The sequence below is a fragment of the Leisingera sp. ANG-DT genome, from assembly GCF_000813785.1.
In the GTDB taxonomy this organism is placed as follows: Bacteria; Pseudomonadota; Alphaproteobacteria; order Rhodobacterales; family Rhodobacteraceae; genus Leisingera.
The window spans coordinates 430,006-445,343 of record NZ_JWLE01000005.1 but is presented as its reverse complement, the minus strand read 5'-3'; the positions used below and the strand labels follow the sequence as shown (position 1 = coordinate 445,343).

General features: G+C 58.6%; 16 protein-coding genes. 6 read left to right on the top strand and 10 right to left on the bottom strand.

All coding sequences use genetic code 11. The annotated features are described in order from the left end of the window. Positions 1-45: 45 nt before the first annotated feature. The 3 genes from RA21_RS07435 to hslO are packed head-to-tail and all read right to left on the bottom strand — an operon-like array spanning position 46 to position 2,784. Positions 46-1,197, bottom strand: coding sequence for a CCA tRNA nucleotidyltransferase (locus RA21_RS07435; RefSeq protein ID WP_039147587.1), 1,152 nt, complete (start codon positions 1,195-1,197; stop codon positions 46-48). Further along, positions 1,188-1,805 (bottom strand): CoA pyrophosphatase, encoded by a 618-nt coding sequence (locus RA21_RS07430; protein WP_019295288.1) that lies wholly within the window; start codon positions 1,803-1,805, stop codon positions 1,188-1,190. Before RA21_RS07430 ends, RA21_RS07435 begins: the two co-directional genes overlap by 10 nt. Further along, positions 1,798-2,784 carry an Hsp33 family molecular chaperone HslO gene (gene hslO / locus RA21_RS07425; protein WP_039147585.1) on the bottom strand — a complete coding sequence of 329 codons (987 nt, stop codon included), beginning with the start codon at positions 2,782-2,784 and terminating at the stop codon, positions 1,798-1,800. Before hslO ends, RA21_RS07430 begins: the two co-directional genes overlap by 8 nt. A gap of 77 nt (positions 2,785-2,861) precedes the next feature. Here hslO and RA21_RS07420 point away from each other — a divergent pair, with 77 nt between their 5' ends. Continuing rightward, positions 2,862-3,305, top strand: a complete 444-nt coding sequence (locus RA21_RS07420) for an NUDIX hydrolase (RefSeq protein ID WP_039147583.1) — start codon at positions 2,862-2,864, stop codon at positions 3,303-3,305. A gap of 75 nt (positions 3,306-3,380) precedes the next feature. Here RA21_RS07420 and RA21_RS07415 read toward each other — a convergent pair whose 3' ends face one another. Then, positions 3,381-4,634 (bottom strand): PP2C family protein-serine/threonine phosphatase, encoded by a 1,254-nt coding sequence (locus RA21_RS07415; protein ID WP_152610507.1) that lies wholly within the window; start codon positions 4,632-4,634, stop codon positions 3,381-3,383. Positions 4,635-4,820: 186 nt separating this feature from the next. On the opposite strand from RA21_RS07415, the gene RA21_RS07410 reads away from it, so the two are divergent. Then, a complete protein-coding gene (locus tag RA21_RS07410; RefSeq protein WP_019295292.1) occupies positions 4,821-5,144 on the top strand; it encodes an Hpt domain-containing protein in 324 nt (107 codons plus the stop codon). A gap of 11 nt (positions 5,145-5,155) precedes the next feature. Here RA21_RS07410 and ilvA read toward each other — a convergent pair whose 3' ends face one another. Then, a complete protein-coding gene (gene ilvA / locus RA21_RS07405) occupies positions 5,156-6,382 on the bottom strand; it encodes a threonine ammonia-lyase IlvA (RefSeq protein ID WP_039147581.1) in 1,227 nt (408 codons plus the stop codon). Positions 6,383-6,455: 73 nt separating this feature from the next. After that, positions 6,456-7,220, bottom strand: a complete 765-nt coding sequence (locus tag RA21_RS07400; RefSeq protein WP_152610506.1) for a hypothetical protein — start codon at positions 7,218-7,220, stop codon at positions 6,456-6,458. 137 nt (positions 7,221-7,357) lie between these two features. On the opposite strand from RA21_RS07400, the gene RA21_RS07395 reads away from it, so the two are divergent. From RA21_RS07395 to RA21_RS07385, 3 genes are all read left to right on the top strand, one after another. After that, positions 7,358-8,584 (top strand): argininosuccinate synthase, encoded by a 1,227-nt coding sequence (locus tag RA21_RS07395; RefSeq protein WP_019295295.1) that lies wholly within the window; start codon positions 7,358-7,360, stop codon positions 8,582-8,584. After that, a complete protein-coding gene (locus RA21_RS07390; protein WP_039147577.1) occupies positions 8,581-9,045 on the top strand; it encodes a DUF1810 domain-containing protein in 465 nt (154 codons plus the stop codon). Before RA21_RS07395 ends, RA21_RS07390 begins: the two co-directional genes overlap by 4 nt. A 79-nt stretch (positions 9,046-9,124) precedes the next feature. Next, the gene (locus RA21_RS07385) at positions 9,125-9,409 is read left to right on the top strand and encodes an SCP2 sterol-binding domain-containing protein (protein ID WP_019295297.1); all 285 of its coding nucleotides are present in this window, start codon (positions 9,125-9,127) and stop codon (positions 9,407-9,409) included. A gap of 68 nt (positions 9,410-9,477) precedes the next feature. On the opposite strand, the gene RA21_RS07380 is transcribed toward RA21_RS07385, so the two are convergent. Both RA21_RS07380 and RA21_RS07375 read right to left on the bottom strand, forming a co-directional pair. Beyond that, the gene (locus tag RA21_RS07380) at positions 9,478-10,191 is read right to left on the bottom strand and encodes a sulfotransferase-like domain-containing protein (protein ID WP_039147575.1); all 714 of its coding nucleotides are present in this window, start codon (positions 10,189-10,191) and stop codon (positions 9,478-9,480) included. Continuing rightward, entirely contained in the window at positions 10,191-11,099 is a 909-nt protein-coding gene (locus RA21_RS07375; protein WP_039147817.1) for a D-amino acid aminotransferase, read from the bottom strand. Before RA21_RS07375 ends, RA21_RS07380 begins: the two co-directional genes overlap by 1 nt. A 149-nt stretch (positions 11,100-11,248) precedes the next feature. Here RA21_RS07375 and msrA point away from each other — a divergent pair, with 149 nt between their 5' ends. After that, complete coding sequence (gene msrA / locus RA21_RS07370; RefSeq protein ID WP_019295300.1) at positions 11,249-11,914, top strand: peptide-methionine (S)-S-oxide reductase MsrA; 666 nt, start codon at positions 11,249-11,251, stop codon at positions 11,912-11,914. Between the two features lie 17 nt (positions 11,915-11,931). On the opposite strand, the gene RA21_RS07365 is transcribed toward msrA, so the two are convergent. Beyond that, positions 11,932-12,804 carry a ribokinase gene (locus RA21_RS07365; protein WP_039147573.1) on the bottom strand — a complete coding sequence of 291 codons (873 nt, stop codon included), beginning with the start codon at positions 12,802-12,804 and terminating at the stop codon, positions 11,932-11,934. Between the two features lie 6 nt (positions 12,805-12,810). Next, complete coding sequence (locus RA21_RS07360) at positions 12,811-15,066, bottom strand: NADP-dependent malic enzyme (protein ID WP_039147571.1); 2,256 nt, start codon at positions 15,064-15,066, stop codon at positions 12,811-12,813. Between the last annotated feature and the right edge of the window lie 272 nt (positions 15,067-15,338).

The following is a 15,338-nucleotide window of genomic DNA, read 5'->3' as shown; positions in this document are numbered from 1 at the left end:
CGGTTTTGTCACCCCCCAAGGTTGTGACGCTGCTGACATCCCTTGTCAGCGGAAGGAATTCAGCAGTTCCTCTCGGCTGAGGGAGAACCCCGACGCAATCCAATCCGCTTGCAGTTTTTTCAACGCTTTTCCCAGTGCCGGCCCCTTCAGTTCCGGCAGCAGATCCCGGGCCTTAACTGGAAACTCCGCGTCCACGCCTTGCGCGATATCAGTCTCTAAATTGGATGAAAGCGGCTGTTCCAGCAGCGCAGCACGCAACAGCAATGCGTCCAGCGCCATTTCTGCACCCAGCCTGAATCCCAGTTCCCCTGCCCCGGCAGTTCCAGCCGCTGCCGCACGGATTGCCACCAGATGCGAGGCCTGAGCCTTGCTCAGCCGAAGGGTCTCCTGCAAGCCATCGCCGCCCAGCGCGGCAAGGCGCCGGATGCCCGAGGCCGCCCTTCCGGCTTCCAGGTGAATCAGCGGCGCCAGCGCACGGTCATCGGCGCCAGGCAGAACCTGCGCCAGCACGCCTGCCTGCCGCATCGCCGCAACCGAAGGAGCAGGATCGGGAGCCGCCAGCAGCTTCAGCAGTTCCGCCCCAACCCGCTCCTTAGACAGCGAACCCAGTCCGTCCAAGTTGGCTGCAATCGCCGCTAGCGCGTCCGGATCGAAGCCCAAGGCATGATCGCCATACCAGGCGTGAAAGCGGAAGTAGCGCAGGCTGCGCAAGTAATCCTCCCGGATACGGTTTTCCGCGGTGCCGATAAAACGCACCCGGCGCCCAGCGATATCCGTCAGCCCGCCTAGAGGGTCGACGACTTCACCATCCGGGCGCGCATAAATCGCGTTCATTGTGAAATCGCGGCGGCGGGCATCCTCGGCAATATCGGTGGAAAATGCCACCACTGCCCGGCGGCCATCGGTCGCCACATCCTTGCGGAAAGTGGTGATTTCATGCGGGATGCCGTTCTTTACCAATGTCACTGTGCCATGGTCGATCCCGGTCGGCACTGCCTTGATCCCGGCACGAGCAGCCAGCTCCATCACCTGCTCCGGCTGCGAATCGGTGGCAATGTCCAGATCAGAAACCGGTTCACCCAGCAAGGCATTGCGCACGCAGCCGCCAACAAACAATACCTCCGCACCGTCTGCCGAAACAGCTTCGCAAACCGCCTGCGTAGCCGGGTCCTCCAGCCATGGCTGATCTAGCCGCATTCTCCCTCCATCCGTGCCGCGAGCCCGCGCAACATACGGGCGGTAGCGCCCCAAATGTAATAGGGACCATAGGGCACGGTATAGTACCGGCGGCGCGTGCCGCGCCAACGGCGGGATTCGATGATGTAGTTTTGCGGTTCCAAAACATGCGCCAGAGGAACTGAAAACACCTCTGCCACCTCGCCCGCCTCGGGACATTCGTCAAAACGGTCACGGATCAGCGCTACAACTGGTGTCACGGAGAAGCCAGTTACGGTTTCATGCTCCGGCAGGCAGCCGATGATCCGGGGCACGTCCTGCGGTAAGCCTATCTCTTCCCACGCCTCGCGCAGCGCCGCCGCACAGGCGTCCTTGTCGCCCGGATCCACTTTGCCGCCAGGAAAGGCGATCTGCCCCGGATGATGCTTCAGCGCCGAGGACCGTTTGGTCAGGATCAGCCGCGGAGCGCCCGAAGCAATGGAAACCGGAACCAGCACACCAGCCGGGCGCAGCTTGCGCCCCTCCGGCAGCACAGTGCCAGGGTTCAGGTCAAAATCGGAGGAGCCGCCGCCCTCACGGTTCAGGGCGACGGCAATCCTGTCCGTCAGATCCTGGGCAGGGTCACTCACTGGGCGGGTTTTCCGCGTCGAAACCCACACTCAACGGGTCCAGATCGTAGTGCGCTCCGCAGAATTGGCAGTCTGCAGTCACACGGCCATCATCCGTGGTCATCTTCTCGATGTCCTTGGCAGAGTAGATCGACAGGCTTTGACGTACCCGGTCCTCGGAACAGGTGCAGCCAAAGCGCACAGGCTGGGTGTCATAGACCCGCGGTTGTTCCTCGTGAAACAATCGGATCAGCAGATCGGTAGGGGTGACAGACGGGCCGATCAGTTCGAGCTCTTCCACCGTGCTCAGCAGTGTGGTGGCCCGGTTCCAGTTCTCTTCCTCGTCCCCGGACACTAGGTCGCTGGCCTGCAGGACTTCGCCGGAACCTTCGCCTTGCGCCGCAAATGGAGAAGCCTTGGGCATGCTCTGCAGCATCACACCTCCCGCACGCCAATGCTCGGCAACGCCCGGTTCCGCCGACTTTCCAAAGCTCAGTTTGAACATGGTCGGCAATTGTTCGGACTGCGCGAAATAGGCCTCTGCACAGGCGCTCAGCGATTCGCCGGACAGCGGTGTGATCCCTTGGTAGGGCTGGGTGCCATTGCCCTGGTCAATCAGAATGGCAAAATAGCCTTCGCCCACTTGGTCAAAGGGGTTGCTGTCGGTAAGGCGGTCGCGGTCAAAGCTCGCATAAGCACGGATCTGGCCGATCTCACCTTCCTTTTGAGGCGCATAGTAATCGGTTGCAATCATCCGCACCGCACCCTTGGACTGCACCTGCAGCGACAGCTTCCAGCGCAGAGAGATTGTTTGCCCGATCAGTGCTGTCAGCAACGCCATCTCGGCAACCAGCGCCTCGACAACCGGCGGGTAGTCATGCTGTTTCAGAATACCATCCAGCACGCCATCCAGCCGCGCCACACGGCCGCGCATGTCGGATGCATCAAGCTGGAAAGGCAGGACGGTGTCGTCCCACGCGATTTTAGAACCAAGTGTCATGGGGTTTCCTTACGCGCCGGGGATTGGCATACCGGGGCTATATAGGAGAAACGACACAAGAGTGAAGAGGCCGGCCTGTGATCAGACGTTTTGGCGACACACCTCAGAAGGGCCGGAATTACCGGATACGTCCCGGGGTCTATGCTCTGCTGCCACGAGACGGAAAGCTGCTGGTTACTTGCCAGTATGATCCGCACCCCGATCTGCAGCTTCCGGGTGGCGGTATTGATCCCGGCGAATCACCAATCCCTGCCCTGCACCGCGAGGTGTACGAGGAAACCGGCTGGAAGATCTCCCCCCCGCGCAAGTTGGGTGCTTTCCGGCGGTTTGCCTATATGCCGGAATACGATCTGTGGGCAGAAAAGCTGTGCCACATCTATGTGGCCCGCCCCCTTCGCAGGCTCGGTCCGCCGGCAGAACAAGGGCATGAAGCGCTTTGGATGGCTCCTGCAGAGGCGGCCGTCTGCCTGGGCAACGCCGGCGACCGCCATTTTGCCTCCCAACTGGCGGCCCGCATGTAGTCAGATCAGCCTATTCTGCAAAACGCAAACAATCCCGGCAAAGGCCAGGACACATCGGACAGAATAAAAGCTTGTTTAGGGGCCTTGGTATTCGAACAGGGTGGCGGAAACGTCATCCTCCAGCCCATGCTCCTTGCTCATCATCTGGGTCAAGTGCCAGTAAAGATCGTCAAGGAACTCCTTGCCGTTCTGCTGCGGTCCGCATTTCTGAACCAAGTCGAGCAAGCCTTCAGGCTCCAGCATTGCCCCGTTCTCCAGCCGTGCTTCGGTAAACCCGTCAGAAAACAGCAGCAGGCGATCGCCCCGCTCCATTGTGAACTCTTCCTGGCTGTAGCCGATGTCCGGGACCAAGCCTACTGGGACACCGCCTTTGCCGATGAACTCCAGCTCGCCGTTCTTTCGCAATAACAGCGGATGCGGGTGGCCTGCCTGCACCATCTTGACGACACCACTGCGCAGATCCGCAATGCAATAGGCCATGGTGAAATACTCTTCGATCCCCGTATCAGCAATCAACCGGGCATTCAGCAGGCTGGCAACTTCCTCTGGCTGGCGCAATGCATAGAAGCGATTGAACCGTTTCTCCATCCCTACGTTCTGGTCGAAGTAGTTTGACGACAGGTAACCACCCAACCGCGCCGTCATCATTGCAGAGGTGATGCCATGGCCGGACACGTCAATAGAATAGAAGCCGATTCGGTTCACACCGGGGGAAAACATCCCAACCAGGTCCCCGCCAATATGTCCGCATGGCTTTAACAGCAGGCTGACTGTGGAAGAGCCGAAATCCTTGGACAATTCCGGCACCAGTGATTCCTGGATTTTACGAGCCTGGATCAAGTCCTTGTCGATTGCGTCGTACACCCGCTGCAGCTCACCCAGGGTCTCTGACACGATACGGTTCTTCTCATACAGTTCCCGTTGCATCCGCAAAATGCGCTCACCCGCTGAAATCCTAGCCCGCAGCTCATCAGAGCTGACAGGTTTAGTCAGGAAGTCATCAGCGCCAGCATCAAGGCCCTCGGCCACCTCGTTTTTTTCGCTCTTTGAGGTCAGCAGGATAAAATAAGCGTAGTCCTCAGTGGCGCGCGCGCGGAACGCGCGGCAGAACTCCAGCCCGTTCATGCCGGGCATCATCCAATCGCTGAGAATCAGGTCGGGGGGGTCCGCTTGGCAAATTTCCATTGCTGCCTCGCCGCTGTCAGCCTCGACAACTTCAAATCCCCACTTCTTGAGAGAGGCCACAAGGATGCGTCTTTGCAGGCGGCTGTCGTCTACAACCAGCACACGGCGTATTGATCCGGCCACTGTCTGGTCCTCGTCGTCCATCGAACTTTCTGGCAGCACCGAAGGCACCTCACAAATGGCAAAATCAGAAGATCTTGTGATACTATCGGTCCAGAGATTTAACAGGCGGTGAAGCCTAAAATTTGAGCTTCCTCCTTTATTTCACCATATTTTTACTGCAATCAACTTAAGAAGTGCACTCAGCGAAAGATCGTAAGGACGTATCACATGATTGACTGGCCACGCGTGACCGAGCTGCGTGAAGAAGTCGGCGCCGAGGACTTCGGTGAAGTTGTTGAAATCTTTCTGGAAGAAGTCGAAGAAGTAATCGGCAAGCTGGAAGGCGGCGACCGCGGCCAGCTTGAGCAGGACCTGCACTTCCTGAAAGGCAGCGCACTCAACCTTGGATTTGATGAGTTTTCTTCCATGTGCCTGGACGGCGAGCGGCGCTCTGCGCAAGGCGGAGCGGACGGAGTCGATGTCCCGGCCATCATTGCGAACTTCCAAGCTTCCAAGTCCGTGTTTCTGACCGGCCTTTCGGAGAAGTTCTGACTCCGGCGCCGTCAGATCACGAACTGCGCGAGTGTCTCATCCTGGGTGATATCCGTGAAAGTCATCCCGGCAGCATCCAGGCGCGCAAACAGCTGCTCAAAATTCTCCGGCCGTTTTGTTTCGATCCCGATCAGAACAGAACCGAAATTGCGGGCTGACTTCTTCATATATTCAAAGCGGGCAATGTCGTCTTCCGGGCCCAGAATCCCGAGGAATTCCTTCAACGCGCCGGGCCGCTGCGGCAGCCGCAGAATGAAGTATTTCTTCACTCCAGAATAGCGCTGCGCACGTTCCTTGACCTCGGGCAGCCGCTCAAAATCAAAATTTCCGCCGGATGTAACGCAAACAACGGTTTTGCCCCGAATCCATGAGCGCACATCCTGCAGAGCCTCAACTGACAGCGCACCGGCAGGCTCCAGAACGATTCCTTCTACATTCAGCATCTCGATGATAGTGGCGCAGATCCTGTCTTCGGAAATTGCCAGCACATCAGGCAAAGGCACGTCCTTCAAAATATCATAAGGCAGTTCGCCGATCCGTCCTACCGCGGCGCCATCGACAAAGGTATCGACCGTGTCCAGCGGCACCGGCTTTCCCGCCGCCAAGGCAGCGCGCAGGCAAGCGCCACCGTCAGGTTCAACAAACAGGCTGTGGACCTCTTCGCCAAACCACGAGGAAACGCCCGCCGACATGCCACCGCCTCCGACTGGCAGCAATACATGATCCGGTGCCTTACCCAGTTGCTCTTCGATCTCCACCGCGATGGAGGCCTGACCTTCGATCACATCGGCGTCGTCAAACGGCGACAGGAAATGCCCGCCCTCCTGGGCGCACCATTCCTGTGCGGCAGCCAGGCACACATCGAAGTAGTCGCCTACCAGATGGATTTCGATATTGTCGCCACCGAACATCCGGGTCTTCTGGATCTTTTGCTGCGGCGTGGTGACGGGCATGAAGATCACCCCGCGCTTACCCATGTGGCGGCACATGAAGGCCACCCCCTGCGCATGGTTACCAGCAGAGGCACAGACAAACAGCTCCTGATCAGGCTGCTTGCGCATCGCATTCAGCGCGCCGCGGATCTTGTAGGATCGGACCGGGCTCAGATCCTCGCGCTTGAGGTAGATGTCGGCGCCAAACCGTTCGGAAAGATGCACATTGCGCTGCAGCGGTGTCGCGGGAAACACATCGCGCATCGCCTGTTCGGCGGCGCGGGCCTGGATCTTGAAATCGCTCATGCATTCTTCAGTGGCGTATGCCCGCCGCTAAGGCAAGAGGCGGGCATCAAAGCATACATAAGAATACTGGGGATCAGACCGGGCGGCCTTCGACGTAATGGCCGTAAAGTGTGGTCAGCAGACTGATGTTCAAAAGCGCCAATGCAGCGGACACAAAAAATGAAACACCGATGGCCACGAGGGAGGATCCATCCAGGGATTCAGCAATGAATTGGCCAGCATACTGTGCCGCAACCATTATGGCCGCCAGTCCCAGCAGATCTCCAAATGAGTTTGCGGTGGAATTCCAAGCGTCACGCAGGCCCATATCCTTCCCAAGAGCTGCCGCGGGCAAGATCACCGAAAGCCTGAGAACCAGATAGGTGATGAAGATCGCAATCGGAAGGTTGATCAAGTGTAGGGTAGCAGACCCTGCTCCGCTGAGTGCCATTGTGAGGAACAGAATAACCAAGAGCACGGGAAGCATCATGCAGAACAGAACTAATGCAATCTGCAAAGACCGGCCGAAGTAGGCCATTACCCTATCGGTTCGCAGTTGCGGTACCCAGCCTTGCGGCAATTCCTCAAGTAGTACAAATCTATGCCAAGCAACAACGCTCCACATCCCGATCAGTAGCGAGAGTATAGCTACAATAAACAGTGGGCCGCCCAAGCCTGAATCTTCTTGTAAGGGAGTCATGACTCCCAATTGCAAGACATCCAAAAGGCCCGTCACTTTCAAAAATACTCCGCAAACCACAACGATCAGCAGCGTTGGGACCAAAAACACGCGCAGCATATCGCCGAAATTCCGGGTCAGCATTCCCACTGAATGGCTGAACAGCGCCCAAGGTTTCATGAAAATCCGCTCCAGTTTGAAAATCTTGTTCAGCGCGGACCTTAGTTGCCGCACAGGCTGTGCGAAACCCCGGAAAACCTTGCCCTTCCGGGCAAAACCCGCTACGCCGCAGGCGTTCTGACCTGAGAGGGAATTCCATGTCCGCGCCCAAGAAAGTTGTGCTCGCCTATTCCGGCGGCCTCGACACCTCGATCATCCTGAAATGGCTGCAGACCGAATACGGCTGCGAAGTTGTCACCTTCACCGCCGACCTCGGCCAGGGTGAGGAACTGGAGCCCGCCCGCAAGAAAGCGGAAATGCTGGGCATCAAGCCGGAAAACATCTTCATCGAAGATGTGCGCGAGGAATTCGTCCGCGACTTCGTCTTCCCGATGTTCCGCGCCAATGCGGTCTATGAGGGTCTATACCTGCTGGGCACCTCCATTGCGCGCCCGCTGATCTCCAAGCGCCTGGTTGAGATCGCCGAAGCCACTGGTGCAGATGCCGTTGCCCACGGCGCCACCGGCAAAGGCAACGACCAGGTCCGTTTCGAACTGGCAGCCTATGCGCTGAACCCCGACATCAAGGTGATCGCACCCTGGCGCGAATGGGACCTGTCCTCGCGCACCAAGCTGCTGGAGTTTGCCGAGGCGCACCAGATCCCGATCGCCAAGGACAAGCGTGGTGAGGCTCCCTTCTCCGTCGACGCCAACCTGCTGCACACCTCGTCTGAGGGTAAAGTGCTGGAGGATCCGGCGGAAATGGCGCCCGATTACGTCTACCAGCGCACCGTTCACCCCGAAGAGGCGCCGGACACCCCGGAATTCATCGAGATCACCTTTGAAAAGGGTGACCCGGTTGCCATCAATGGCGAAGCAATGAGCCCGGCAACCATCCTGACCGCGCTAAATGAGTACGGCCGCAAGCACGGCATCGGCCGCCTTGACCTGGTCGAAGGACGGTTCGTCGGCATGAAGTCCCGCGGCATCTACGAAACCCCGGGCGGCACCATCATGCTGGAAGCCCACCGCGGTATCGAATCCATCACCATGGACCGCGGCGCGATGCACCTTAAGGACCAGCTGATGCCGCAGTACGCAGAGCTGATCTACAATGGCTTCTGGTACAGCCCCGAGCGCGAAATGCTGCAAGCAGCCATCGACGCCAGCCAGAAACATGTCTCCGGCACCGTGCGCGTGAAGCTCTACAAAGGTTCGGTGAACACCGTCGGCCGCTGGTCCGAAAACTCGCTCTACTCCGAGGCGCATGTGACCTTTGAGGAAGACGCCGGCGCCTATGACCAGAAAGACGCCGCAGGCTTCATCCAGCTGAACGCGCTGCGTCTCAAACTGCTGGCCGCCCGCGAGCGCCGGATCAAAAAGTGAGCGAATACGACGACATAGACGGCGAATTCGAGGACGATTTCGCGGAAGAGCTGGATATGTTCGTCGAAGCTCAGGACACCGTATGGGCTGATGTCCTGAGTGAACTCTCCGCAGGACAGAAGACGAGCCACTGGATGTGGTTCGTCTTTCCCCAGCTTGCCGAACTTGGCCGCTCCCACTTGGCCCAGCTCTACGGGATCGAAGATCAGGCTGAAGCCACGGCCTATTTGAAGCATGAGATACTGCGCGCGCGCTTGGTCGAGGTCAGCCAACTGATGCTGTCTCATCAGGACAAGGATGCCGAGCAGATCCTCGGTGGAATTGATGCCAAGAAACTGCGCTCCTCAATGACGCTGTTTGCCGCGGTCCCCGGCGCACCGGTGGAATTCCAGCGGGTTCTGGATGCTTTCTACGGCGGCCAGCCCTGCCCGCTGACCAAGGCCGCACTTGCCGCGGCGTAATCCTTCCGCCTCTCCCGCGGTCAATCTTGCCCGGATTTATCCCTCTGCCTAACCCTCTCGCTAAGCGAGGGAGAAGAAGATGGCATTGGACGATATTGCGGCAGGAATCCGGGACGGTCTGGCCGGGAAGAGTTTCGACGGGTCGCTGAAGTTCGATTGCGGACCGGACGGTGTGATTGTCCTGTCGGAGGGAAGCGCCGGCACAGACGACCGTGAAACAGATTGCACGCTGCGGCTGTCGGCTGAAAACCTGAAAAAGCTGCTGAACGGAAACCTCAATCCGATGACCGCTGTCATGATGGGCAAGATCAAGGTTTCCGGAGATATTGGCGTTGCCATGAAACTGAGCAAGCTGATCAGCTGATCAGCTTTGCTGGCCGCAAGTTTCCCGGGCTGCGCGCCGCAGGGGCGCCGGGCACCCCTCTCGGCAAGTCAGATCTTTGCAGCCTTCATTTGTTCATAGTAGGGTATCGCCGCCTGCAGGACCGGCTGCAATACCTCCGGCACCTCCGGCAAAGGGCCTTCAGGGCCGGCGAATCCGGTGGAAGTCCAGACAGCGCCGTACCAATGCGCCGCCCAGACACCGTCATCCCTGTGGCCGCCTTTGGGCCAGCTCAGCATCTTTGGTGAATAGGGCATCCCGATCATCTCACACAGTTGTTCCAGCTTGGCGGCCGGATCCTCGCGGATGTCATGGCTGTCCACCACAACCGGCAACTGCCCCCAGCTTCGCACCAAATCAAACAGCTCCGCCTGCTGGCGAAAGCCGATGTCTTCCAGAACCGGGTTTTCCCTCTTGGCGGCATATGAGGCGATCACCCGTGCCGGGTGGCGGATCAGGAAGACGTTGGTGACCTCCCGCATCCATTCCCTCGGAACCCCAGGAATCATGTGCTGCGTCATGTGCTTCTGGTAGTAAAACGGCTTGGCCGCCGGCACCGCTCCCAGCAATGCCTGCGCCACGGTTTCAGGGTCCTGCGGCTGGCTTTCCAGAATTTCCGCACGCATAGGGTGATCGAGTCCGGTCATCGCCAGATAGGCTGCATAAAACGGCTCATCCACCACGGCGCAGTCGCCGCGGTTGCCAAAGGCATACATCATCGCCGTCGACAGGTTCCTTGGCCCGGACCACATGGCAATCCGCATCAGGCGCACTCCTTCTCGATCAGCGCCTTGTAAAGGCCGCGAATACGTTCAGTCATCGGTCCCATCTGGCCGCTGCCGATTTGCCTGCCATCTATGCTGCCGGCCGGGGTTTGGGCACCAAAAGTCCCTGTGAGAAAGGCCTCGTCTGCGCCATAAGTATCCACCAAAGAGTAGTTCCGCTCGTAGACCGGAATGCTGTTTGCACGGCAGAGATCAATCACCTTTTGCCGGGTGATGCCGTTCATGCAGTAGTCACCAGTGGAAGTCCAAACCTCCCCCTTGCGCACGATGAAGAAGTTGCAGGCGTTGGTGGTGTTCACAAAGCCATTCACATCCAGCATCAGCGCCTCATCCGCGCCGGCCTTCTCTGCCGCAATACAGGCGAGGATGCAGTTCAGCTTGGAGTGGGAGTTAAGCTTGGGATCCTGGGTCATCGGCAGCCCGCGGAGATGCGGCACCGTCGCCAGTTTGATCGGGCGCGGAAGATTGGGGCGGGAGTGCTCCATGATAATGGTCATCGTCGGCCCCTGGCGCGACAGTGAAGGATGCTGGAACGGCCGGGTTTTCACGCCGCGCGTCACCATCAGCCGGGCGTGAGCATTGGTCGTCATTCCATTGGCTTTTTGAGTCTCCAACACAGCATTTTTGACACCATTTCGGTCCAGGCCAATGTCCAGATCAATGGCCTTGGCCGCCTCGAACAGCCGGTCCATATGCTCATCCATGAAGGCCCAGGTGCCGTTATACAGGCGCAACCCTTCCCACACGCCGTCACCCAGCATGAAACCGCTGTCATATACACTGACCTTGGCCTCGGCCTTGGGCACAATTTCACCGTTCAGATAAATCAGGATCTCTTCGTTGCGCTGATCTTCTTCGGCCTGGTGGGTGCTCATCTTTTCGGTCATGGGGTCCTCCTTGGCCGGCACGTTATTGATACTGGATCCGGAATCCAAACGATAACGTGCTGTCACCAGTCCGTGAAATCCTGACTTGCCGGGTTGAGAGAACCCACTGCAGCCGGCAGTCTGGCCCCAAGCTATTCAAGGAGTCGGGAATGCGAGTTCTGGAGAAGATTAAACCCCTGGTTCTGAGCGGTCTGATTGCTGCCGGGTTCGCCGCGCATGGTATTCCGGTTCAAGCGCAGTCCACAGAAACTCTGACCGTTGCCGGCGGATGCTTCTGGTGCGTGGAAAGCGATTTCGAAAGCGTGCCGGGTGTGGTTGAAGCCATATCCGGCTATACTGGTGGCACTACGGTAAGCCCCACCTATAAAGATGTCACCAAAGGCGGCACCGGCCATTATGAGGCGGTGCAAATCGTCTTCGATCCCGCAAAAGTCTCTCGCGGGCACCTAATAAACTTGTTCTTCCGCTCAGTAGACCCCACCGACCCTGGAGGCCAGTTCTGCGACCGTGGCGACAGCTACCGCACCGCAGTATTTGTTTCTAACGGCGAAGAAAGGTCCCTAGCCGAACAAACAAAGGCACAGGCTCAGCAGGCGTTGGGGCAGAAGATTGTGACCCCAATACTCTCATCCAAGACCTTTTTTCAGGCTGAAGATTACCATCAGGACTACTACAAGGGCGACAGTCTGGTATTCACCCGGTTTGGTCCCAAGCGTCAGGCGGAGGCTTACAAACGCTACCGCCAGGCCTGCGGCCGCGACGCAAGAGTAATCCAGCTGTGGGGTGATACTGCGCCCTTTGCCAAAGGGCATTGAGCCGGAGCCGTCCGGTTTCAGAACCGGGCGGCTTGTAGTTCCGCCAAGGTAGGGATGACATCAGCCGTACCGTGCCGTGTGACCATAAGAGCCCCCGCGCGGCTGGCTTGCGCCATTGCCTCTGCCACTGTCAGCCCCAGATCCAGACCAGACAGAACGTAGCCGGTAAAGGTATCGCCGGCGCCGGTTGTATCAATCGGCGTGACCGGCAAGGCTGGCACGTCACTGACAGCGCCCGTCTCCCCGTTAATATGCCGCGCACCCTTGGCACCTAAAGTGATGATCACGTCTTTGATGCCAAGCTCACCGGGTTCCTTTCCCGTAGCTTGCTGAAGCTGCTGCGCTTCGACCTCATTCAAGATCAGGAAATCCAAGTATGGAAGGACCGACTGCACAGCGTCTGCATCAAACGGGGCAGCAGCGTAGCAGACGCGCAACCCTTTGAGGCGGCCCAGCTGCGCCGCCTCTGCCTGCATGCTGGTTTCGTTCTGCATGACAAGAATGTCACCAGACTTCGCCATGGACAGAGCCTTCTCTACCTGCTTTAGACTCAGCGCCCGGTTGGCACCGGGGAACAGGATGATCTGGTTTTCTCCCTCAGGTTCCACCGCAATGATGGCATGCCCGGTTGGAGTGTCCGTCTGGACAATGTGGCCGATGCCGACCCCATACTCCTTAAGACGCTCCACCGCCCATTCACCGTCAGGCCCCACAGCACCGATATGGTACACGTCACTGCCGGCGCGAGTGGCAGCAACAGACATGTTGGCACCTTTACCGCCAAGGAAACGGTCAAGGCCGCGGGCGGCAAGGGTTTCCCCCGCCGCCGGCAGATGCGGCATGCTATAAACCATGTCCGCATTGATAGAGCCGAGATTCCAGATCGCCATGTCAGATCACCCGATATTGCAGGCCGCCAGCACCGCCATGTTCAGAATGTCATTGGTCGTGGAGGTGGTCGAGCAGATCTGGATCGGCTTGTCGATACCGGACAGAATCGGACCGATCACGGTGGCACCGCCCATCTCCTGCATCAGCTTGACCGAGATCGAAGCCGAGTGTCGGGCCGGAACGATCAGGATATTGGCAGGACCGGTCAGGCGCTGGAACGGGTAATACCGCTGCGCGCGCTCATTCAATGCCACGTCCACGGTCATCTCGCCTTCATACTCGAAATCCACCCCGCGCTGGTCCAGAACAGTCGGCGCGACATGCATCTTTTCAGCACGCTCCGAAACCGGATAGCCGAAGGTGGAAAAGCTGACAAAGGCCACCCGCGGTTCAAGCCCCATGTGACGGGCAACCACGGCGGCGCGCTCTGCGATGTTGGCCAGGTGGTTTTCATCCGGCCATTCGTGCACCAGCGTGTCGCCGATCAGCACGATCCGGCCCTTGTGCAGCAGCGCGGTCACACCAGCCACACCGTGGTCGGCATCGGCATCAAACACATGGTTGATCCGGTCCAGAACATGCGCCGACTTGCGAGTTGCGCCGGTAACCAGGCCATCACCATGCCCGTGCGCCAGCATCAAGCTGGAGAACACATGCCGGTCGCGGCCAACCAGGCGGTGGATGTCCTTTCGGTCAAACCCTTTGCGTTGCAGGCGGTTATACAGGAAATCCTTGTATGCCTCGAAATGCGGCGTGTTGGCAGCGTTGATAATCTCCAGTTCACGCACCGCATCGCCAAGTCCGGCTTTTTCCAGCTTGACGCGCACGTCTTCCTGGCGGCCCACAACCAGCGATTTACCGAAACCGGAGCGCTGGTACATAACCGCGGCCCGCAGCGCCCGGGGATCGTCACCCTCAGCAAAGATCATTCGCGACTGGGCGGAGCGCGCACGGGCGTTCAGGCCGCGCAGGATCGACGCCGTCGGATCCATGCGAGATTTCAGGCCAACCTCATAGGCATCCATGTCCACGATGGGGCGCCGCGCCGCGCCGGTATCCATACCTGCCTTGGCCACAGCCGGCGGAATCCGGTGGATCAGCCGCGGATCAAACGGAGTCGGAATGATGTAATCGCGGCCAAAGGTCAGCGACTTGCCATAGGCCAGCGCCACCTCGTCCGGCACATCCTCACGTGCCAGCGCCGCAAGCGCATGGGCGCAGGCAATCTTCATCTCATCATTGATGGCGCGGGCATGAATATCCAGTGCACCGCGGAACAGATACGGGAAGCCCAGAACGTTGTTGACCTGGTTCGGGTAATCCGACCGGCCAGTGGCAACAATGGCATCCACCCGCACTTCATGCGCCTCTTCCGGTGTAATCTCCGGATCCGGGTTTGCCATGGCGAAAATCACCGGATTGTCGGCCATGGAGGCGACCATCTCCTGGGTCACCGCGCCTTTGACCGAAACGCCAAGGAACACATCGGCTCCGCGCATCGCTTCCTCCAGGCTGCGCAGATCAGTGCTGATCGCATGCGCCGATTTCCACTGGTTCATACCCTCGGTGCGGCCTTGGTAGATTACACCCTTGGTGTCGCAGACGATGCAATTTTCATGCCGCGCACCCATCGCTTTCAGCAGTTCGATACAGGCAATGCCCGCTGCGCCGGCGCCATTGAGGACGATCTTCACATCCTCGATCTTTTTCCCCGACAGATGCAAAGCGTTGATCAGACCCGCTGCGCAGATCACCGCGGTGCCATGCTGGTCGTCGTGGAACACCGGAATGTCCATCTCTTCCTTGAGCTTCTGCTCAATGATGAAACATTCGGGTGCCTTGATATCTTCCAGATTGATGCCGCCAAACGTCGGCCCCATCAGCTTAACCGCTTCGATGAACTTGTCCGGGTCCTCAGTGTCCAGCTCGATGTCGATTGAGTTGACGTCAGCGAACCGTTTGAACAGGACGGATTTGCCTTCCATCACCGGCTTGGAGCCCAGTGCGCCGAGGTTGCCCAGACCCAAAACAGCCGTGCCGTTGGAGATCACCGCAACCAGGTTACCTTTGTTGGTATAATCATAGGCTGTCTCTGGATTTTCGGCGATCGCTTCACAAGGCACCGCTACGCCCGGAGAGTAAGCCAGCGACAGATCCCGCTGTGTGGTCATCGGGACGGTGGCATTGATCTCCCACTTACCCGGAGACGGCTCCAGGTGGAACGCCAGGGCTTCTTCATCGGTGATCTTGTTCTTGGGCATTTAATTACGTGTCCTCTCCTCGTCGCGGACCGTCTTAGCCCAGCCCACGGCGCCCCTCAATCCGCGGTTTCAAGAATCTGTATCGCCAGATTTTAGAAAAAAGCGGCTAAAAGACGATAGATTCCGTCAGGTTTTCGCCTCAAAGCAGACCGCGGAATGCTGTAATTTCTTAATAGGTATTAACGCGCACCTGCCTCCCAGGTGGCGCTATGGCCAGGAATTCAGAGGCCTGCAAGCAAGGGCCAGAACGGCGTTTGTCCGCCCGCAAAGGG